Below are 19,731 nucleotides of genomic sequence, written 5' to 3' on the forward strand. Positions count from 1 at the left end.
TAGTTCCTTCTCAATGGCCATGTGATGATTCTCCTTTCCATCATCATGGCCTCAAGCACGAAATTCCTGACAGTCCCACGGCGGCCGGCCGCCTTTCGCGCCATCGCTGTAGGCGAGCGCCTGATCCAGCGCGGGCCGGAAGATCTCGAAGTCGATCGCCGAGGCGTATGCTTCAAGCTGGTCGCCGATGCCGCTCAGCCGGCCAAGCCGCTCGTCGAAATCAAACAATCCGGGCGAATTGGCCATCCGATCCTCCAAAATCCACGCAGGCCGATTGAATCAGGCCGGGCATGGATTGGCGAGGTTTTTCGAGGCCATCAGATGCCAGCGATCAGCGACCTGCAGCGCGTCCGGCAAGGCTTGCCTCGCCCCTTCCCCATAACCGCAACCGCGGTCGCGCGACAAAACTGTAATCGCTTTGTGACCTGCCAGGAACGCCGCCACCATCGTAACCTCGCGGTCAGGCAACAACTTGACGATACGATGCCGGTCAAGATCGCACACGATGGTGCCGTGTCGACAATTGCGCCGGAACGCCCAGTCATCCACACTGACGACGACCAACGAGTCGCTCGGCAGCCGAGAGCGGCGGCGCACCACGCGAAGCAAAGTGTCATTGCTGACCGGTATCATCAGCCGTTTGGCAAAGCCCGCCGTCGGATGGCCACCCAACGCGAGTCCGAGATGGTGCACCAGACACTCCAGGCGTGCGATTCGGCGCGCGCCCTTGGCCAAGACGTTGTCACTGAAGCGCTCGGCGAAAATCTTCTGCCGAAAATGCGGTACAGCGCAGACAAAGCGTCGGGCAGTGATCCGCAACTCGACCCGTCCTCAACTGCACGGCAGATCCGAAATTGATCGCTGGTAGTGGCTATGAATGCGCGATGAGGCTGTGCCGCAGCTTGGGCAAACTCTACTGGGCAATGCTGCCCGCGCGGAGATTGCGATTTTGTCGGCGTCCTCAGTGACTGAGCCGACCTCCAGTTCAGGCGAGATCAAATCGGAACGGCGGAATGGGGCTCCCATGGAACTGATTCTCCTGTGAAAACCACGCCAACCGATTCCACAACATCATCGAAATCGAGTCGGTGCCAACATTCGACGCCGATTGACAATCAGAGCACCTCAAGCAACGCGCGCACGCGTTCGGTTGCCCGGTCTATGTGCTTTTCCAGCAGCGAAACGGCCCTTGCCGTTTCGACGGTGCGCACGGCCTCGAAGACGGCTTCGTGCTCGGCATCGTGCGCGTCGATCATTTCCGGGTGCTTCATCACCATCGCATGGGTGATCCGGGTCATGCCGACATACTGATCGGCAATGATCGAAATGGTGCGCTGCATGACCGAGGGTGCCAGCAGCGCCAGGTGGAACTCCTTGTTCAGTTCCACCTTTTGCCAAAGATCGTTGCATGTACGGTCCTCGTCGAGCAGCGCCTTGCATCGGGCCAGAGTTTCCCCGGTGTGGCGGGCGACAGCATCGTCGAGGACGAGCGGCTCCAGCGCATGGCGGATGCGATTGATCTCGACCAGGTCGCGCTGGTCGATCCTGGCAATAACCGGGCTGCGGCGCGGACGCAGTTCGATCAGATCCTCGGCGGCAAGAATGCGGATCGCCTCGCGCACCGGGACGATGCTGACCCCGAGCTCGCTCGCCAACGGCATGATCTTCAGCTCGCTGCCGGCCGGCAGCTCACCGGAAATGATGCGCTCCTTGAGCGCCTCGTAGATGGCGCGCGGTCCGTCGCCATAGCTCAGGAATGTATCCTGTAGCGCCACGTGTGCCTGTGCTCCATTCCCATCCGGCCGATCCAAAGCTCCGCCGCGACCTGTATTGTCCGCCAAACAATCCCAAACACGCTTCTGGTCAATATGGCATCGCGGGAAAACTCTGCCATCACACAGCTTCCAACACCTTGCTGAGGAACTGCTTGAGCCGTTCGTTTCGCGGATGGCCGAACAGGGCCTCAGGCTTTCCCTGTTCGACCATGCGTCCGCCGTCGAAAAAACACACCCGATCGGAGACATCCCGGGCAAAGCCCATCTGGTGTGTCACCAGCAGGATCGTGTAGTCGCCCGACTCGGCCAGACGCCGAATGACGCTGAGCACCTCGCCAACCATCTCCGGGTCGAGCGCCGACGTCGGTTCGTCGAACAGGAGGATTTCCGGCCGCATGGCAAGTGCCCGCGCGATGGCGACGCGCTGCTGCTGGCCCCCGGAAAGCTGGCTTGGGTAGTGATCGCGCTTGTCGGCAAGCCCCACCATGGCAAGCAGGTCCATCGATTCATCGATCGCCTTCGACTTTGCCATGCCCTTGGAATGGATCGGCGCTTCGATGCAGTTTTCCAGTGCGGTCATGTGGGGGAACAGATTGAAGCTCTGGAACACCATGCCGATCTTGTCGCGGATGCGGCGGACATGGGCCTTGCTGGCGGGCACAAGCTGGCCGTCGCTCATCATCATGTTGAGCGGCTCGCCATCGACATACATCACGCCGCCCTGGATCGGCTCGAGCGTCATCAGAACGCGCAGCACGGTCGTCTTCCCCGAGCCTGAAGGACCGATGATCGTCACCACCTCGCTTGCATCGACATGGAAATCGAGATCCTCGAGCACCTTCAGCGGTCCATAGGCTTTGAGCACCTTGTCAAAACGGATCTTCGGCTCGCTCAATGCTGGATACTCCTCTTGACGTAGGTCTCGACCTGCCGGACCAGTTGCGCCGAGACCAAGCTCATGACGAGGAAAAACAGGCCGGCGATGGTCACAGCCTCGGTGAAGCGATAATACTCCGAGCCAATTAGCTTTGCCGCATGCATCATCTCGGCAACGGCAACGAAGGACAAAAGCGGCGTCTCCTTGAAGATGGCGATCAGATAGTTGCCGAGCGCCGGCACGATGGGCGGCAGCGTCTGCGGGATGATGATGCGCCGGAACGTCTTGTAGGTCGACAGGTTCAGCGCGATCGCCGCCTCCCATTGCCCCTTGGGGACAGCCTGCAGGCCGGCCCGGTAGACCTCGGCCATCAGCGCCGAATTGTAGATTGCGATCGCCAGAATGCCGGTCGCAAGCGGCGGTAGCGTCAGGCCGAACTCGGGCAGCACGAAGAACAGAAAGAAGATCAGCACAAGCAGCGGCGTTGCGCGGATCAGCTCGATCAGTTCCGTGGCGATACCCGAGACGACCGGGTTCTTCGCCGTCTTCAGCAGCATCAGGACAAGCCCGCCGATCAACGCGAGGAAGAACGAGGCGAAGGTGGCATATACCGTGATGCCGGCCGCTTCCCAAAGGCGCGGCAGGACCACGTCGAAGGTGAAATCCCAACGCCATTCCATCACGCGCTCCTGGGCTTGAGATGGCGGGAGAAGTGATCCTCGAGCCAGCCGCCGCCGAAGCGGATGAACTGGGCGAGGCAGTAGTAGAGCAACACCGTAATCGCGAAGATCTCGAGCGTGCGGTAGTGCAGCTGGTTCTGCTGCACCGAAGCGAAGGTGATGTCGGTCAGGGTGACCGCCGAGACCAGCGCGGTGGCCTTGATCAGCTCAATCGTCAGATTGCTCAGACCGGGAATGGTGATCACCACGGCCTGCGGAATGATGATCCGCGTCATGCGCTTGAACTGCGTCATGTTAAGCGCGATCGACGCCTCGGTCTGCCCCCTTGGAACCGACTGGACGGCACCGCGCACCACTTCGGCGCCGTACGCGCCGAAATTGAGCCCGATGCCAAGCACGGCGGCCACCATCGGTGGCATCACGACGCCGAATTCCGGCAGCACGAAGAAAAACCAGAACAGGATGACGAGCAACGACGTTCCGCGAAACACCTCAACGAAGATCGCAGCGGACCAGCGAACCGGCGCCGTGCCGAAGGCGCGGGCGATGCCGGCGACAAAGGCCGTCAACAGGAACAGGGCGATGGACAGAACCGAGACCTGAACCGTCACGACCGCGCCGCGAAGCAGCGCCGGCAGAAAAATGCGCAACTCCGAAAATGTCGCAACCCCCAGGCCCGCCAGAAAAGCGGTAATCGCGAAGATAAAAGCAATTCTGGGTATCGCCACCGGCCCGTCCCCTTCGCTGACGTTGTAAGGCGGAGCGCCGGCTGATCACGCCGGCGCCCCTGGCGCATCATCCCCCGCAGAGTTCGGCCGTGCTCAAGATCGGCAGTTCGTCGGCCGTCATGCCATGGGCTTCCATGATCGCGATATGGGCGTCCGACCCGATGAAATCGGCCATGGCGGCATTGAACGCTTCGACGAAATCCGCATCGCCCTTGCGGAACGCAAACGCGCCGTGCGACACCGCCGGCTCGCCGGCGACCTCGGCGAACACGTCGGTCGACTGGACGCCTTCGACACCGCTGGCGACGATCTGACGGACACCAGGCGCCGAAACGGCCCAGGCGTCGATGCGACCCGCCTTGAGAGCGGCAACCCCGGTCGGGTTGTCGGGGAGCTGCTGGATGTTGCCATCCTCGATCCCGGCTGCCTTTGCATAGCCGACCTGGGCGGCGCCGGACACGGCTCCCACCTTCAGTCCCTTTTCGGCGATCGTCTCATAGGTCTCGATGCCATCGGGATTGCCCTCGGCGACCAGCAGGGCCTGCTGGATGCCGAACGTCGGCTCGGAAAACTGAACTTCGGCACAGCGCTCGGGCGTGACGAACATGCCGGCCGCGACCACATCGAACCGGCCGGCCTTCAGGCCCGGAATCAGCGCGCCCCAATCGGTTGCGTTGGCCTCGTCGATCTTGCCCCCCATCGCGTCGAGCACGGCGCGCAAGGTCTCGACATCGGTGCCCGTCAGCTCGCCGCCGTCGGTCATATAGGCATAGGGTACGAAGTTGAAGAAGGCGACGCGCAGACCGTCGCCGGTGGCGCGCTCCATCAGGCCCTGGGCCATGGCCGAGCCGGCCATGGCGATACCGGCGGCAAACGCTATTCCGCCCAGAACGATGCTTCTGCGACGCAGATTGTTGATCATGTCAGTTCTCCCTTGGTGTTGCAGTGAGCCATTCCATCGCTGGTTTCAATCGATCTCTTCAGTTCCGTGGCGTCAGGCGTCGACGATCGGGATTTCCATCTCCGCGACCGGCGCCGAGAGCAGGTCGGGATCACCGTCGGTGACCGCCCAGTTGTCCTCGGCGTTGATGAAGCCAAGATGGTTCGAGAAGTTGGGGTTGCAGGCAAACACGTTGCCGACCTCGAAGGTGATGTCCTCGAAGGCGGCGAGCGATGGATATTCCGTTGTCTCGATCCCGACGCCATGGCCGACACGGCCCACGCCCATTGTCTTCAGGCCGCGCGCCTCCAGATAGGAGTCGACGACGCGGATGACGTCGGCGGGCGTGTTGCCGGCTCGCAGTTGCATGTTGCAATCGTGCCGAAGCTGCATCATCCAGCCATAGAATTCGGCCAGTTCGTTGAACGGCTGGCCGACCGACGCGGTGCGCGCCAGGTCCGACCAGTATCCGCGATAGGAAACGCCCACATCGAAGCCGAGCGTTTCGCCCTTTTCGATGACGCGGTCGGTGGGCAGCAACACAATGCCCCTCTCATTGGCGCCCGACAGGACGCACAGAAGCGATATCTTCTCGGCGCCGCCCGCGATCAGGTTCTCGCGAAGGATCTGCGCGACCTCGTTCTCGGTCATGCCGGCGCGGACCTGCGTGAATGTTTTTTTCTGCGCTTCGGCGTTGATCATGGAAGCCTTGCGCAGATACGCGATCTCCTTGGGCGACTTGACGTTGCGTATGGTGAGGATGACGTCGGCGGCATCGACGAACTCGGCTTCCGGCAGCCCCTGCATGATCTCCTGCATGCCCAGATAGCTGATGCCGAGATATTGTTCCCGGCCCAGCTCGCAGCCGATCCGCGCCTTCGACAGGCCAAGGCTCTTCAAGACGCCGACGATGAACTCGGGATGGCCGGTCAGGCCACCGGTGACACGAATGTCGGTGACATATGACGTCTGCTCGACCTGGGCGATCTCGAACGGCATGGTGATCAGCGTCGGGTCGCCGTCCTTGGGCAGGATGAACATGTAGGAGCGGATCTTGTCGACCGCGCACTGTTCCGATCGGTGCCCCGTGAAATACTGGTAGTTCAGCCGTTCGGTGATGAACATGGCATCGAGGTTCTTCTCGGCCATTAGCGCACGTGCCTTGGCGTAGCGGTTGTCGAATTCCTCTTTCGAAAAGTCGGCGTAGGGCGATTCCATCTCAGTCCTGCAATTCGGTGTTGACGCGCCAATTATGCTAGATAATATATTATTTATTGCAAGCGATTTTTGCGGGAGCGGCAGCCATGCAGGTTTTCGAGGAGGGCGATGTCCGCGCCGCGCTGCCGTGGGAAAGGCTGATAGAAGAGCTCAGATCAGCGTTCGGCAGCGGCTGTCAGCAACCGTTGAGAACCGTCCATTCGGTCAAGGTTCCCGGCGAGCCCGATGCCACATTCCTGATGATGCCGGCATGGAATGAAGGCGGGAAACTGGCAGTGAAGATCCTTTTCATCGTCCCCGGCAATGGCAGGCGGAACCTGCCCGCGGTCAACGCCACCGTGATGGTGTTCGACGCCGTCAAAGGTGCGCCCGAAGCCGTTCTGGAAGGCGGGGAGTTGACCGCGCGCCGTACGGTGGCGACGTCCGCGCTTGCCGCCGACGCGATGGCGCGCCGGAATGCCAGGACGCTGCTCGTCATTGGTGCGGGTACGATTGCATCAAATCTCGTGCCGGCGCATCGCGCCATCCGCGACTATGATCGCGTCTGGATCTGGGCGCGCGATGCGGACAAGGGCGCAGCCCTGGCTGCGCGTTTCGACGCTGCGGTCAGTGCTGTCACCGATCTCGATGCCGCCGTGCCCGACGCCGATGTCATCAGTGCCGGCACGCTTGCCAACGAGCCACTGATCAAGGGCGCGCTCCTGAAGCCGGGAACGCATCTCGATTTGGTCGGCGGTTTCCTTCCGACGATGCGCGAAGCCGATTCCGACGCCATCAGGCGCGCAGCCGGCGCGATCGTGGTCGATACATGGGACGGTGTGCTGGCCGAGGCCGGCGACATCATCCAGCCGATCAAGGAAGGTGCGATCACCCGGCAGGACATCGCTGGCGACCTCGCCGCCCTGTGCAAGGGAGAGATCAAAGGTCGGAACGACGACGCCAAGATCACCGTCTTCAAATCGGTCGGCGCGGCGATCGAGGATTTCGCGGCGGCTAGACTCGCCGTCGCCTCCAACCAGACGGGAAGACAATGACAGACTTCAGATATGCACGCCGGTCGGCCATTCTGGGCAAATCGGTCTTCGACCATGCGCCGGGCACGATCACGATGAGCAGCGGGGCTGCCTACCCTCCCCTGCTGCCGGATGTCGTGCGCGAGGCGACCGAGGCCGTCGGGCCTCTTCGCGCTGAGGCCATGCAGTATGCGCCGCTGATGGGGCTCGACGACCTGCGGTCCGAAATCTGCCGTTTTGTCGCAACGGACGGAATCGAGGCCAAGCCCGAAAACGTGCTGGTCACGTATGGCTCCAAGAGCGCCTTCGACCTGGCGCTGAGGGTCTTCGTCGAGCCCGGTGACCGGGTCATCGTGACGCGGCCGACCTACATGACGGCCATTCACATCATGCGCACGCACAACGTCCAGTTCCTCGACATCGGCCAGGACGCGGAAGGCTTCGACACCGACGAACTTGAACGAAAGCTCATGCGCCTGCGTGCCAATGCCGAGCCGATGCCGAGGCTCCTGTTCGATGTGCCCGATTTCCACAATCCCACCGGCATCACGACCTCGCTTGCCCGCCGCAAGCGCATGGTGGAGTTGGCGCGGCAATACAATTTCGTCATCTGCGAGGATGACCCGTACCGGCGGATCCGCTTCGAGGGAGAGTCGGTGCCGCCGATCAAGTCGCTGGACACAACCGGCCATGTGATTTCGCTTGGCACGGTCTCCAAGATCCTCGCACCGGGCCTGCGCGTTGGCTGGGCGATCGGCGAGGCCGGCATCATCCGGCGCATGGCGCTGCAAAAGGCCGATGGCGGCTCGAACGCGTTTGCTCAGCGGATTGTCGTCCAGCTCATGCAATCGAACAAGATCGTCCACCATGTGGACGAGCTGACCGCCCAGATGCGCACGCATCGCGATGCGATGCTGGAAGCCTTCGCCGAGCACCTCCCCGAGGCAAGAATCCGCGCGCCTCTGGGCGGCTATTTCCTGTGGGCCGAACTGCCCGAGGGGGACGATGCCGAACGGATCGCGGAACTTGGCGTCGAAGAGGGCGTGGAGGTTTCGACCGGCCGGCTGAGCTTTCCCGGCGACGGCCCGGGCAACTGCCTGCGCCTCGCCTACAGCTTCATCGGAGAAGACGAGATCCGCCGCGGCATCGCCATGCTTGGTACCGCCTACCGACGCTACAAGTCAGCAGCGCGCGCGGCCTGAGCGGCGGACGCCCGGTTGCGCGCCCGCGCCACATCACAACAACAGAGGTCAATCATGCCCTGTCCCAAAGTCAGCCTTGCGCCGTCCTGCGAGATCGATCTCGACGCCCAGGGCAAGCATCACGGCTACATCCGAATCCAGTTCTCCTCGGACCGGTCCGCCTATGGATGGCTGCCCGTGCCGATCATGTCGATCCGAAACGGTGACGGCCCGACCGCCATGGTGATCGGCGCCAATCATGGCGACGAATATGAGGGCGTGTCGATCTGCAGCGAACTCTACCAGACGCTTGAACCCGCCAACATCAAAGGCCAGATCATCTTCCTGCCGGCGGCCAACGCGCCGGCCTTCTATGCCGGCCGGCGCACCTCGCCGCTCGACTGGACCGGCGAGGCCAATCTCAACCGGCTGTTTCCGGGCAACCAGTACGGCTCGCCCACCGAGATGATCGCCTGGTTCATCACCAACCATCTTATCGGGCGGTGCGACGCGATCTTCGACCTGCATTCGGCCGGCAAGTCGATCGACCATCACCCTTCGGTGAAGGTCCGGCTGATGGGCGACGGGGACAAGGACGCCATGCAGATGAAGTTCCTCGAACTGTTTGGAGCACCTCTCGGCATCGTCGGCAACCGGGTTCACGAAACGACCCTGTCGGGCGAGGTCCTGCCGAAGGACATCATATACCTGTCGACGGAACTCGGCGGGGCGGGCAAGATCCGGCCATGGATTCGCGATTTCGCCTTCAACGGCATGAAGCGCTGTCTGCGCGAGATGGGCATTCTGCCCGCCTCGCTCGACCTGCCGGAGCCCGAGCACAAGGTGCGGCTGATGGACATGCAGACCGGCGACAACTACATCTTCGCCTACAGGGACGGCATGTTCGAGCCGCGCGTCAATCTGGGCGACGAGGTGGAGGACGGCCAGTTTGCCGGCTATATCTGGTCGCTCAAGGAGCCGTGGGCCGAGCCCCACAAACTCCATTTCAACAAGGGCGGCGTGGTGTTCTGCAAGCGCACGCCGGCCTTGTGCGAGGTCGGCGACACGCTGTTCTTCACGCTCAATGACCATCAGGGCGCGGCATGAGCGCAACGCACGGCCTTTGCATCGACGGAGACCATCTGACCGGCGGCGGACGCGAGACGCTGCCGGTCGTCAATCCGGCCACCGGTCAGGCCGGCGCAGCAATGGTCTGCGCGACGACGGACGATCTCGATGCGGCCGCCGAAGCCGCCCGCCGCGCCCATGCTGACTGGAGCCGTTCGGCGCCCTCGGACCGCGCCGCGCTGCTGCGCGCCATGGCCGACCGGGTGGATGCCAGCCTGGAGACCATCGCCCGGCTGATCACCACCGAACAGGGCAAGCCACTCGCCGAGGCGGTCGACGAGTTGAACGGCGTCGCCGCGAACCTGCGCTACCATGCCGGCGTCGCCGAGACCTTTCCGTTCCATACAGTCGTCTCGGGACCGGCCGAGCGCCACATCTTCGAGACCGGCAAGGGACCTGTCCTGATCATCAACACGTGGAATTTCCCGGTCGAGACGGTTGTCTCGCACATGGCACCCTCGCTCGCCGCCGGATGCCCGTCGGTCGTCCTCGCCAACGGCGACGCACCGGGAAGCGTTTGCGCCTTTTTTCACGCCATATCAGACATCGACATGCCCCGGGGACTGGTCAATCTGGTCATGGGTCATGCGGCAGACATCTCGCAGCATCTGATCGGCCATCCGGCCATTGCCCATTTGTCCTATACGGGCTCGATAACGGTCGGCAGGGCGCTTGCGGCGCAGGCCGGCGGTGAAATCAAGCGGGCAACGCTTGAACTGGGCGGCCTGGCGCCGGCCTTGGTCTTACCGGGCGCAGACATCGACGAGGCGGCACGGGCGTTCGGCTGGAAGCGCTTCTGGAATGCCGGCCAGATCTGCACCGCGCCCAACCGCATCTATGTCAACCGCGACCAGTACGCCCCCTTTGTCGATGCCGTGGCGGCCTACGCCGAAAGCCTCGTCGTCGGCGACGGCATGGATCCGGCGACAACCATGGGACCGCTCGCCAGCGAACGACGCGTCGCCTTCATGCAGCACATCGTCACCGACGCGCTGGCGCGGGGCGCGCGCTTCGTCACCGGCCAGAAGGAGGCCGGCAATCGCGGCTTCTTCTGGAAGCCGACCGTGCTCGCCGACGTGCCTGAGGATGCGCGCGGCATGCGCGAGGAGGTGTTCGGTCCGGTCGCCCTGGTCCGTCCCTATGACGATCTCGCCACGGTCATCGCAACCGTCAATGACTGCGACATCGGGCTGAGCGCCTATGTCTACGGCCCCGACGCTGACGAGGCCTTTGTCGTCGCTCGCCGCATCGAGGCAGGCAGCGTGGGCGTCAACCAGATGACGACGGCGTTTCCGGACACGCCGTTCGGCGGCATCAAGCACAGCGGAATGGGCACGATCGGCGGACCGTCGGCGCTGCGCGAATATCTGTTCCCGCGCTCGATTGCCGCGCCGGCGGGCGTGATCGGCCACCATGGAGCACGCGGCTCTTGAGCGGATCGACACCCCGTTACGACTTCATCGTCGTCGGTTCGGGGAGCGCCGGCGCGATCATCGCCGCGCGGCTGGCGGACGACCCGGCAAGCACCGTGCTGCTGCTGGAAGCCGGGCCGAAGGACAACAGCCTTCTGTTTCGTGTGCCGGCGGCAATGCGCTACGCCTACAACGCACCGAAATACAACTGGGGCTACGAGACCGAGCCGGAACCGCATCTGAACAACCGCCGGCTGGTGCAGCCGCGCGGGCGGGTGCTGGGCGGTTCGTCCTCTATCAACGGCCAACTCTTCTTGCGCGGCCACCCGCTCGACTATGAGGGCTGGGCCGAGGCCGGCGCGAGCGGCTGGTCCTATGCGGGCGTGCTGCCCTATTTCAAGCGGCTCGAAACCCGGCTCGACGGCGTCTCCGACTATGGCGGCCATGACGGCCCTGTGGGCGTGACGACCGTCCCGCCGGGACCGCTCGCACGGGCGTTTCTTGAGGCCGGGCGCCAGGCCGGCTATCTTGCGACAGATGACGTCAATGGGGGCCAGCAGGACGGATTCGGGCTGCTGCCCAAGAATGTCGCCCATGGCCGCCGATCATCGACCGCCCGGGCCTATCTGCGCAATCCGCCGAAGAACCTGACCATCGAGACCGGGTCACAGGTCACGCGCATCCTGTTCGATGGCAAGACCGCCATCGGCATCGCCTATGAGCGCGACGGGCAGGCCATGACCGCACGCGCCGGGCGCGAAGTGGTTCTGAGCGCCGGCGCCTTCAACTCGCCCCAGCTTCTGATGGTATCGGGCATCGGCCCGGCCGGCCATCTGCGCGAACACGGAATCGATGTCGTGCACGATCTGCCAGGCGTCGGCGAGAACCTGATGGATCACCCGCTGACCTCGCTGCAACTCGCCTGTACCCGGCCAGTGACCCTTTACCGCCATCTGAGCCTGCTCGCCCGTGCGCGCGGTGCGCTGCAATGGGCGCTGACGCGCAAGGGCCTGCTCGCCAACAACCACTTTGACGCCGTAGCCTTCATCCGCACGCGGGCAGGCGTGCGTTTTCCGAACCTGCAGATCGCCCTGTTTGCCATCGCGGTCGCGGAAGGCAGTGCCGATTTCGTCCGCGAGCACGCCTTCCAGCTTCAGTTCTCAAACCAGCGCCCGCTGAGCCGCGGCCGGGTGCGGCTCGCCTCGGCCGATCCGCGCACGGGTCCGCGCATCCGCTTCAACATGCTCGAACACCGGCAGGACATCGAGGAACTCATGGACGGGTTCCGCCTTTCACGGGAACTGGTGACCATGCCCGCGCTTGCCGGCTTTACGGGCCGGGAGTTGTTTCCGGGCGATGCGGTCCGGGACGATGCCGAACTCGAGGCGTGGATCCGACAGACCTGCCATTCCTCCTACCACCCCTGCGGCACATGCAAGATCGGCGAGGACGAGATGGCCGTGGTCGACAGCCGGTGCCGAGTGCGCGGCATCGACAGGCTCCGCGTGGCGGACGCCTCCATCATGCCGGTCATCCCCTCGGCCAATCTCAACGCGCCGACCATGATGATCGGGGAGAAGGCCGCCGACCTGATCGCGGGCAAGCCGCCGCTTGCGCCGTCGAACCTGCCCTATTTCACCGACCCGAGATGGCAAACGGCACAGCGATAGAAGTTAGCGGGTCGGTACTATGATTGGGCCAGGCGATGAAGGCATTGCTCGCCGAACGGTGACGGCGCCAGCGCGGGCTGGCGGTCGTGGACGGTCAAGCCAGCACGGCGCGCGAACAGGCGCTTGCCATAGCAGATCAGCGTTTCGATCGATTGCATGACGAAGGCGATCGACGGCAGGGCGTCGCGGTAGACATCCTGCGTGCCGGCTTCATCGCCGGCTTGCCAGGCCTGCCAGATGCGCGTCGCCGCCGGCGTGACATCGGGAGCCAGCACGAAGCCGTGGCAGCCGGCACGCAGGCAGTCGGGCAACTCAAGGCCGCCACGGCCCTGCAAGACGGCGATGGTATCGCCGGTGGCCTCGATGACTGCCGGTAGATCGAGCGCGGCGCATTCGGCCTTGATCGCGGCGAGACCCGGAGCCATGGCCACCAGTTGCGCGATGTCGGCCGCGTCCAGACCGGGGCCCAGATAGGCCGGCGCGTTCTGGATCGCCCAGGGCACGGAAAGCTCGCGGGCCACGGCCGCGAAGAAGTCCAGATATGTGCGGGCGCCGTAGCTGCCCGCAATCGGCGGCTGCAGGATCACCAGGTCTGCGCCGCGCGCCACCGCGTGCGACCCCATATCGCGCTGTGCCGCGATGGAGTTGCCGGCAACGGTTACCGACAGCGGCACCCTGCCCGCTACATCTTCGGCCGCCCAGTCGATCACGGCCCGCTGCTCGGAGGCCGAAAGCTTGTGCACTTCGGTGGCAAGGCCAAGCACGGCCACGCCGTCGACACCTTCGGCAATGACGGTCTCGACCTGCATCGCCATGGCGTGCCGGTCGAGCATGCCGTCTCTGTCGAAGAAGGCATAGAGCACCGCATGGATGCCGGCGAAGCCGGCCCGGTTCGGCATCAATGGCTGTCCCTCGGCACGGGAACCACGTCTGCGATGCGCTGGAAGTCGGCGGCCGAGGCCAGCGTGGCGCCGTCCTCGAGCTGGCCGACCTCGCGGCGCATCAGTCGCTGCCACGGCGTCTGGTCCGCGGGTATGACGTAGCCGCCCGCCGCCTCCAGCGCCTCGCGCCGGCGTGCCAGTTCGGCTTCGTCAAGGAGCACGTCAATCCGCCCGGCGGGGAAATCGACCCGCAGCCGGTCACCAGAGCGCAAAAGGGCGATGCCGCCGCCGGCGGCCGCTTCGGGCGAGACATGCAGGATCGAAGGAGACCCGGACGTGCCGGACTGGCGCCCGTCTCCGATGCACGGCAGGTGTTCGATTCCGGCTGCCAGCAGATAGTCCGGCGGCCGCATGTTAACCACCTCCGCGCCGCCCGGATAGCCGACGGGCCCCGCCCCGCGCATAACAAGGATGGACCGTTCCGTCAGACCGAGTGACGGATCGTCGATCCGGGCGCGGTAGTCCTCTGGGCCGTCGAACACTTCGATCGTCCCCTCGAACGCTTCGGGATCGGCTGGATCGGCGAGATAGCGGGCGCGGAACGCCTCGGTGACGACGGAGGTCTTGAAGATGGCCGAGGCAAAGAAATTCCCTTGGAGCACGCGAAAGCCGCCCTCTGGCGCGAACGGTTCGTCGAACGGGGCGATCACATCGTGATTTGCGCTGCGTGCGTCGCCGATTTCCTCGCCTAGTGAACGCCCGGTCGCCGTCGGCACCGTCAAATCGAGATGGCCCGCGACCGCAAGCTCCCCGAGCAAGGCCGGCACCCCGCCCGCCTCGTGAAAGTCAGCGCCGAGATAGTCTCCGGCGGGCTGCATGTTGACCAGCAGGGGAACATCGCGTCCAAGCCGTTCGAAGTCACCCAGTTGCAGATCCACACCGGCATGACGCGCGATCGCCATCAGGTGGACGGCCGCATTGGTCGACCCGCCGATGGCGCTGGTGGCGATGATCGCGTTGTCGAACGCTGCCCGCGTCAGGATGTCGGACGGCCGGAGGTTCTCGGTCACCATGCCAACGATGCGCCGGCCGGTCTTCCAGGCCATCTCGCCGCGATCGCGATGCGGCGCGGGAATGGCGGCGCTGCCGGGAAGCTGCATGCCCATCACCTCGGCGAGCGCGTTCATCGTGGTCGCCGTGCCCATCGTGTTGCAATAGCCCACCGAAGGGGCCGAGGAGGCGACCAGACGGATGAAGCCCTGATAGTCGATTTCGCCGCGCGCAAACTGCTCACGTGCCTTCCAGATGATTGTGCCCGAGCCTGTGCGCCGGCCTTGATGGGACCCGTTCAGCATTGGCCCGACCGAAAGGGCGATGGCGGGGATGTTGACCGTCGCCGCGCCCATCAGGCAGGCGGGGGTCGTCTTGTCGCAGCCGATCATCAGGACGACGCCGTCGAGCGGATAGCCGTGAAGCACCTCGACCAGGGAAAGGTAGGTCAGGTTGCGGTCGAGGGCTGCAGTCGGGCGCTTGCCGCTTTCCTGGATCGGGTGGACCGGAAACTCGATCGGAATGCCGCCGGCGGCGATGATCCCGTCGCGGACACGCTGGGCAAGGACGATATGATGCCGGTTGCAGGGCGACAGGTCTGAGCCCGTCTGGGCAATGCCGATGATCGGCTTGCCCGACTGCAGCTCCTCCAGCGACAGGCCCCAGTTGAGATAGCGTTCAAGATAAAGCGCGGTCAGGTCCGGCTCGTCCGGGTTGTCGAACCAGGCGCGCGAGCGCAGGCGTGGTATGTCGGTCATGACGCGGCTCCTTCGACCAGCGCAAGGCGCGCGGTGCCCGACACCTCATCGCCCGGCCATAGCTGGCGGTGCGGCTGGAAGGTCTCTAGAAAGCTCTCGCTGCCAAGTCCGGCATGATCGAGGACAAACAGCCGAACCGCGTCGCCATGGATGGCGGCGCGAACGCTCTGGCCGGCGGCGCAGTCGACCATGACCCCCGAGCCCGATTGGTCGACGAGCGCGGTTGCGAGCGGCCCCCGGCGCGTCGAACGGAAGTCTCGGCTGCCCTGTTCGGTCGCCTGGGCCGCCCAGCTTTCGCATGCATCGGGAAAAGCGGTTGCGCGGCCGGTTGGTCGCGCAGGATCATCCGGGGGCGGTTGGATTCCCGGCCGGGCCGGCGTTCGCCACACCAGCGTGTCGCACCGGCGTGGCAGAGTGAATACCAGGCCGATCTGCCAGATCGGAATCGGCCGCTTCAGGGTAAAACGATAGGTGATTGAGAACCATTTGCGGTCCTGCACGATCTCGAACACGCCGTACGCCTCGGCATAGCCGCCGGCGATGCGATAACGCGTCAGCGACGACACTTTTTCGTCGACGCGCCAGGCGCTGCAAAGACGGTCGAGCGGCAGCAGTTCCGGCTCGGTACGCGGGAAATGGACCCGGCTGAGATGGCGCGGAACCAGTGCCAGCGTTGGCCCGGTAACGACGCCACCCAGATCGAGCAATCCGGTCTGGCTGTCCTGAACGGCGGTGACCTCGACCGGCGCGCCAAAGTGTTGCGGCGCAGCCTCGGCCGGAGCGAGCAGCGCGACCTCATCCTCGGCCGACGGGCCGCGAAAGACGAGCCACACATCGTCGTCCAGCTTCGTGTGCGGTACCGTGACGTTCCGGGTTTCGCCCGGCGCGCCGCTGACATTCAACACGCCCGACGCATCGCCCGCCACCCAGCGTACGTCCATCTCGGCCAAATCGGCCATATCCCAGCGATTCTCGACCTTGAAGGTCACGCCATCGGCGTCGCGTAACGGAACGTCGACGAGCCAAACCGGCGAGAAGATCCTGCGAACGGCGGCATATTCGGGCTTCGGCCGGCGCCAACCATCGATGACACCCCACGCGCCGTAGCCGCCGATCCGGTCGCCGCTTTGCTCGTCGGGCAGGTGGAACACCTCGTCGATGCCGGCCCAGAGGCTACCGCCGAGCCCGTTCGGCAGGGCGCGGATCTCTTGCCACTGCCGCTCGAGGAACGGGCCCCAATGAAGACGCAGGCCCGGGTCCGTGTGGAGCTCGTGATCGTTGTAGCAGTAAAGATGGGCGAACTCGTCGAACAGGACGGGCCGGGGCTCGCTTTCGAATGCGCCGACCTTGCCAGCCTCGGGATAGTGCGAATTGGCGATGTCTGCGAACGGCCGGTCCTCGTCGGAAAGCAGATACCAGTTGTAGGTGAGCGGGCGCGTCGGGTCTTCGGCGCGCAAAACCGTCGAGGCCCGTTCGAAGGGCGGGGCCCAAATGCTTTCATTGCCGATCGACCAGAGGATGACGGACGGGTGATTGGCGAACATGGCAAGCGTCTCGCGCGCGGCTTGTTCGGTCAGATCGCAGATCGCGGCTTGCGTTTCCGCATCATGATCCTCCCAGCGCGGCGTTCGCTCGAATTGGCCGAACGCGAAGCAAATGGGCAGTTCGACTTCGAGCAACATGCCCAGTTCGTCACAGGCCGCGGCCAGCTCCTCGCACGGCGGATAATGGGCGGTACGGATGAAGTTGACATGCGCCTTTCGGAACAACGCGACATCGGTGTGCGCGTACCGGGCCGTGTCGGCGCGTCCGGTCTTTGGATGGACCTCGTGCCGGTTTACGCCCTTGAGCAGGAGCCGGTGGCCATTGAGGCGCAATTGCCGACCGTCCCATTCGAGCGTCCGAAATCCGATCCGCCTGCGGTAGGTCGTTTCTCCATCCAGCACGAGTTCGAGCGTATAGAGCCGGGGATGCTCATGATCCCAGGACAATGCGTCCGGAACGCGCTGCGAAAGCGTCAGCCGGCCATTGTCTGCCTCGACGGCCGGAAGCGGAATGACCGTTTCGTCCGGCGCGATGAGGCGAGCGGACACCTGTGCGGTCTCAGCACCCGCCAACGCACCGCTCACCTGGAGCGTTCCGGCGGTACCTTCGAGGCCGGCATCGATCCGCAGTTCGGTCAGGTGAACGGGCGGCAGCGCGTAGAGGCGGACCTTGCGGGGGATGCCGGCCAATGGATGGTTCGCGTAGCGCGTGCCATGGCTGATCTGGTCGGCAAGCGAGTCGTTGGTGAAGATCACCGTGATGCGCGCCCGCTCGCCGGGCACAGCCAGATCCATGATGTCCAGATCGAATGCGGTGAAGCCGCCCAGATGCGCGCCGGCCGGTTTGCCGTTCACGAAGACCTCTGCCGTCGAATAGACCCCATCGAAGCGCAGCCGAACCCGATGTCCTGCCCATTGACGCGGGATTTCGATGTCGCGCTCGGCAATGGCCGGAACCGCCGGGTCGAGTGGCAATCCCTGCATCGCCGCTTCGCCGGGCACATGGAGCACTTGGTCGCTATCCAGCGAAACCGCCGGCGCACCCTCGGGCACGAAAGGCGCATAGCGCCAGGGGCCGTCGAGCGCGATCGGCGCCACATCGGCGGGAATGGGGGGCAACGCACACATCACTTGACGGCTCCCGAGGTGATTCCGGAAATGAAATAGCGCTGCAGCGCAATGAACAGGATCAGCATCGGCACGGTGAGCAGCACCGACCCAACCATGATCGAGCCCCAACTGACACGCGTGACGCCGATCAGGCTGCCGAGCGCCACCGGCGCCGTCATCATGTCGGGGCGCGTGGCGATAAGAAGCGGCCACAGATAGTTGTTCCAGCTGAACAGGAACAGGACGATCGAGAGCGCGGCAATCGTCGGCGCGGCCATCGGCATGGCCACGTATCGGAAGATCTTCCATTCGCTGACGCCCTCCACGCGCGCGGCGTCGAACAGTTCGGAGGGCAGCATCAGGAAGGCCTGCCGCATGAACAAAACGCCGAGCGAATTGAACAGGGGCGGCACGATCAGCGCGAACCAAGTGTTGATCAGGTTGAAGTCGCGCGCAACCATGATGAACTGCGGGATGACGACGACGAAATAGGGCAGCGTCATCGTGCCAAGAACCAGGGCGGCGACGGCGCCGCGCCCGGCAAAGCGGTAGCGGGCGAGCGCCCAGCCGGCCATCGACGTCAACAGGACCGACAGCGCGGTGTAGATGACGGCGACGAGGACGGAATTGAAGATCGTCCGCAGAAAGCCGGCATCTTCTTCCAGTTCGCGGAAATTGTTCAGGAACTCCGTCGAAGGCACGAGCAGGATGTCGGGCGAGAAGATCGCGTTCTCGGGCATGGTGGCGAAGACCACCATGAACCAGATCGGAAACAGCCAGACGATCGCCAACGGCACGATGACAAGGTGCAGGACGATAGCGTCTCTTCGTTCGCGGGCGTGCTTGTTCATGCGGTACGCTCCCGTGCCGCCCAAATGTTGAGCACGGAAAGGGTCGCCGCCAGAAGCGCCAGGGTGAAGGCGACCGCCGAGGCATAGCCGAAATTGAACACGCCGAATCCCTGACGATAGATGAAAAGGCCCAGCGTCTCGGTCGCGCCGCCCGGCCCGCCGCGATTGGTGATCAGGAACGGCTCGACGAAAAGCTGCAGCGAGCCGATGATCGACAGCACCGTGCAGAAGACAATCACCGGGCGCAGAAGCGGCACCGTGATGTGAATGAACTGCTGTCGCTTGGAGACGCCGTCCAGCCGGGCCGCCTCGTAGACATCCTGCGGAATGGACTGCAATCCGGCCAGGATGATGATCGCGTTGTAGCCGACCCACCGCCAGGTCACCGCCATGATGATCACCGCCATGGCAGCTGTGGGGCTCGAAAACCAGTCCAACTCGGGCAGGCCGATGCTTCCGAGCAGCTTGTTGATGACGCCGAAATCGGTGTTGAACATCAGCCGGAACACCGCCGCATAGGCCACTTCGCTGACCACGACCGGCGCGAAGAAGGCAAAGCGCATCAGCCCGCGCGCCCTCAGGAGCGGCGAATTGAGCATGACCGCCAGCAGCGTCGCCAGCGCGATCATCAGCGGGACCTGGATGACCATGAGGATGAGCGTGTTCTGCAGCGCATTTGCGAAGGCTGGATCGACCAGCAGCCGGCCCCAGTTGGCCTCGGGCCGGAACACCCATGGCTGGGTGCGCGTGGCGAAGAAGGAGATGTAGAAGGCGTTGACGATTGGCCAGAGCCAGAACGTGGCAAACACCGCCAGGAACGGGAACAGGAAGAAATAGGCGTGGCGGTTGCGGCGCATCGCTCAAGATCGCGGTAAGGCCGGCCGGGCGCTCGGAAGGTTCGCCCGGCCGGCGCGG

At 64.2% G+C, this 19,731-nt stretch carries 18 protein-coding genes; 5 read left to right on the forward strand and 13 right to left on the reverse strand.

Going from position 1 to position 19,731, the window contains the following annotated elements:
• Positions 1–51: 51 nt before the first annotated feature.
• The 8 genes from RBB34_RS18095 to RBB34_RS18130 all read right to left on the reverse strand — a co-directional run bounded on the left by RBB34_RS18095 (position 52) and on the right by RBB34_RS18130 (position 6,218).
• Complete coding sequence (locus tag RBB34_RS18095) at positions 52–246, reverse strand: hypothetical protein (protein ID WP_306120652.1); 195 nt, start codon at positions 244–246, stop codon at positions 52–54.
• Between the two features lie 33 nt (positions 247–279).
• Complete coding sequence (locus RBB34_RS18100; RefSeq protein ID WP_306120653.1) at positions 280–819, reverse strand: transposase; 540 nt, start codon at positions 817–819, stop codon at positions 280–282.
• Between the two features lie 296 nt (positions 820–1,115).
• Complete coding sequence (locus tag RBB34_RS18105) at positions 1,116–1,841, reverse strand: GntR family transcriptional regulator (RefSeq protein WP_306120654.1); 726 nt, start codon at positions 1,839–1,841, stop codon at positions 1,116–1,118.
• 52 nt (positions 1,842–1,893) lie between these two features.
• Complete coding sequence (ehuA, locus tag RBB34_RS18110; RefSeq protein ID WP_306120655.1) at positions 1,894–2,670, reverse strand: ectoine/hydroxyectoine ABC transporter ATP-binding protein EhuA; 777 nt, start codon at positions 2,668–2,670, stop codon at positions 1,894–1,896.
• The gene (gene ehuD, locus RBB34_RS18115) at positions 2,667–3,332 is read right to left on the reverse strand and encodes an ectoine/hydroxyectoine ABC transporter permease subunit EhuD (protein WP_306120656.1); all 666 of its coding nucleotides are present in this window, start codon (positions 3,330–3,332) and stop codon (positions 2,667–2,669) included. Before ehuD ends, ehuA begins: the two co-directional genes overlap by 4 nt.
• Entirely contained in the window at positions 3,332–4,060 is a 729-nt protein-coding gene (ehuC, locus tag RBB34_RS18120) for an ectoine/hydroxyectoine ABC transporter permease subunit EhuC (RefSeq protein WP_306120657.1), read from the reverse strand. The genes ehuD and ehuC overlap by 1 nt, the downstream gene beginning before the upstream one ends.
• 67 nt (positions 4,061–4,127) lie before the next feature.
• Positions 4,128–4,982 carry an ectoine/hydroxyectoine ABC transporter substrate-binding protein EhuB gene (ehuB, locus tag RBB34_RS18125; protein WP_306120658.1) on the reverse strand — a complete coding sequence of 285 codons (855 nt, stop codon included), beginning with the start codon at positions 4,980–4,982 and terminating at the stop codon, positions 4,128–4,130.
• Positions 4,983–5,054: 72 nt separating this feature from the next.
• Positions 5,055–6,218 (reverse strand): Xaa-Pro peptidase family protein, encoded by a 1,164-nt coding sequence (locus RBB34_RS18130; protein ID WP_306120659.1) that lies wholly within the window; start codon positions 6,216–6,218, stop codon positions 5,055–5,057.
• A gap of 86 nt (positions 6,219–6,304) precedes the next feature.
• Here RBB34_RS18130 and RBB34_RS18135 point away from each other — a divergent pair, with 86 nt between their 5' ends.
• From RBB34_RS18135 to RBB34_RS18155, 5 genes are read left to right on the forward strand one after another with little or no spacing between them, the layout of a single operon-like run.
• Entirely contained in the window at positions 6,305–7,252 is a 948-nt protein-coding gene (locus RBB34_RS18135; RefSeq protein ID WP_306120660.1) for an ornithine cyclodeaminase family protein, read from the forward strand.
• Complete coding sequence (locus RBB34_RS18140; protein ID WP_306120661.1) at positions 7,249–8,433, forward strand: PLP-dependent aminotransferase family protein; 1,185 nt, start codon at positions 7,249–7,251, stop codon at positions 8,431–8,433. Before RBB34_RS18135 ends, RBB34_RS18140 begins: the two co-directional genes overlap by 4 nt.
• Positions 8,434–8,487: 54 nt before the next feature.
• Entirely contained in the window at positions 8,488–9,519 is a 1,032-nt protein-coding gene (locus tag RBB34_RS18145; RefSeq protein ID WP_306120662.1) for a succinylglutamate desuccinylase/aspartoacylase family protein, read from the forward strand.
• Positions 9,516–10,973, forward strand: a complete 1,458-nt coding sequence (locus tag RBB34_RS18150; protein WP_306120663.1) for an aldehyde dehydrogenase family protein — start codon at positions 9,516–9,518, stop codon at positions 10,971–10,973. Before RBB34_RS18145 ends, RBB34_RS18150 begins: the two co-directional genes overlap by 4 nt.
• Positions 10,970–12,622: a choline dehydrogenase gene (locus tag RBB34_RS18155; protein WP_306120664.1), complete on the forward strand. Its 1,653-nt coding sequence runs from the start codon at positions 10,970–10,972 to the stop codon at positions 12,620–12,622. The genes RBB34_RS18150 and RBB34_RS18155 overlap by 4 nt, the downstream gene beginning before the upstream one ends.
• A 17-nt stretch (positions 12,623–12,639) precedes the next feature.
• Here RBB34_RS18155 and RBB34_RS18160 read toward each other — a convergent pair whose 3' ends face one another.
• Genes RBB34_RS18160 through RBB34_RS18180 form a run of 5 tightly spaced genes read right to left on the reverse strand, consistent with a single transcriptional unit; the run spans position 12,640 to position 19,673 of the window.
• On the reverse strand, positions 12,640–13,521 hold the full coding sequence (locus tag RBB34_RS18160) for a dihydrodipicolinate synthase family protein (protein ID WP_306120665.1): 882 nt from the start codon (positions 13,519–13,521) through the stop codon (positions 12,640–12,642).
• The gene (locus RBB34_RS18165; protein WP_306120666.1) at positions 13,521–15,311 is read right to left on the reverse strand and encodes an IlvD/Edd family dehydratase; all 1,791 of its coding nucleotides are present in this window, start codon (positions 15,309–15,311) and stop codon (positions 13,521–13,523) included. Before RBB34_RS18165 ends, RBB34_RS18160 begins: the two co-directional genes overlap by 1 nt.
• Complete coding sequence (locus RBB34_RS18170) at positions 15,308–18,094, reverse strand: glycoside hydrolase family 2 TIM barrel-domain containing protein (protein WP_306120667.1); 2,787 nt, start codon at positions 18,092–18,094, stop codon at positions 15,308–15,310. Before RBB34_RS18170 ends, RBB34_RS18165 begins: the two co-directional genes overlap by 4 nt.
• Positions 17,983–18,816, reverse strand: a complete 834-nt coding sequence (locus tag RBB34_RS18175; protein WP_306120668.1) for a carbohydrate ABC transporter permease — start codon at positions 18,814–18,816, stop codon at positions 17,983–17,985. The genes RBB34_RS18170 and RBB34_RS18175 overlap by 112 nt, the downstream gene beginning before the upstream one ends.
• Positions 18,813–19,673, reverse strand: coding sequence for a sugar ABC transporter permease (locus RBB34_RS18180; RefSeq protein WP_306120669.1), 861 nt, complete (start codon positions 19,671–19,673; stop codon positions 18,813–18,815). The genes RBB34_RS18175 and RBB34_RS18180 overlap by 4 nt, the downstream gene beginning before the upstream one ends.
• Positions 19,674–19,731: the final 58 nt, after the last annotated feature.

Source organism: Roseitalea sp. MMSF_3546 (assembly GCF_030732865.1).
Taxonomy (GTDB): domain Bacteria; phylum Pseudomonadota; class Alphaproteobacteria; order Rhizobiales; family Rhizobiaceae; genus Roseitalea.

Coding starts and splice junctions, on each gene's coding strand:
- RBB34_RS18095 (WP_306120652.1), bottom strand. CDS start 246: ATGGCCAATTCGCCCGGATTGTTTGATTTCGACGAGCGGCTTGGCCGG.
- ehuD (WP_306120656.1), bottom strand. CDS start 3,332: ATGGAATGGCGTTGGGATTTCACCTTCGACGTGGTCCTGCCGCGCCTT.
- ehuB (WP_306120658.1), bottom strand. CDS start 4,982: ATGATCAACAATCTGCGTCGCAGAAGCATCGTTCTGGGCGGAATAGCG.
- RBB34_RS18130 (WP_306120659.1), bottom strand. CDS start 6,218: ATGGAATCGCCCTACGCCGACTTTTCGAAAGAGGAATTCGACAACCGC.
- RBB34_RS18135 (WP_306120660.1), top strand. CDS start 6,305: ATGCAGGTTTTCGAGGAGGGCGATGTCCGCGCCGCGCTGCCGTGGGAA.
- RBB34_RS18140 (WP_306120661.1), top strand. CDS start 7,249: ATGACAGACTTCAGATATGCACGCCGGTCGGCCATTCTGGGCAAATCG.
- RBB34_RS18145 (WP_306120662.1), top strand. CDS start 8,488: ATGCCCTGTCCCAAAGTCAGCCTTGCGCCGTCCTGCGAGATCGATCTC.
- RBB34_RS18150 (WP_306120663.1), top strand. CDS start 9,516: ATGAGCGCAACGCACGGCCTTTGCATCGACGGAGACCATCTGACCGGC.
- RBB34_RS18160 (WP_306120665.1), bottom strand. CDS start 13,521: ATGCCGAACCGGGCCGGCTTCGCCGGCATCCATGCGGTGCTCTATGCC.
- RBB34_RS18165 (WP_306120666.1), bottom strand. CDS start 15,311: ATGACCGACATACCACGCCTGCGCTCGCGCGCCTGGTTCGACAACCCG.
- RBB34_RS18175 (WP_306120668.1), bottom strand. CDS start 18,816: ATGAACAAGCACGCCCGCGAACGAAGAGACGCTATCGTCCTGCACCTT.
- RBB34_RS18180 (WP_306120669.1), bottom strand. CDS start 19,673: ATGCGCCGCAACCGCCACGCCTATTTCTTCCTGTTCCCGTTCCTGGCG.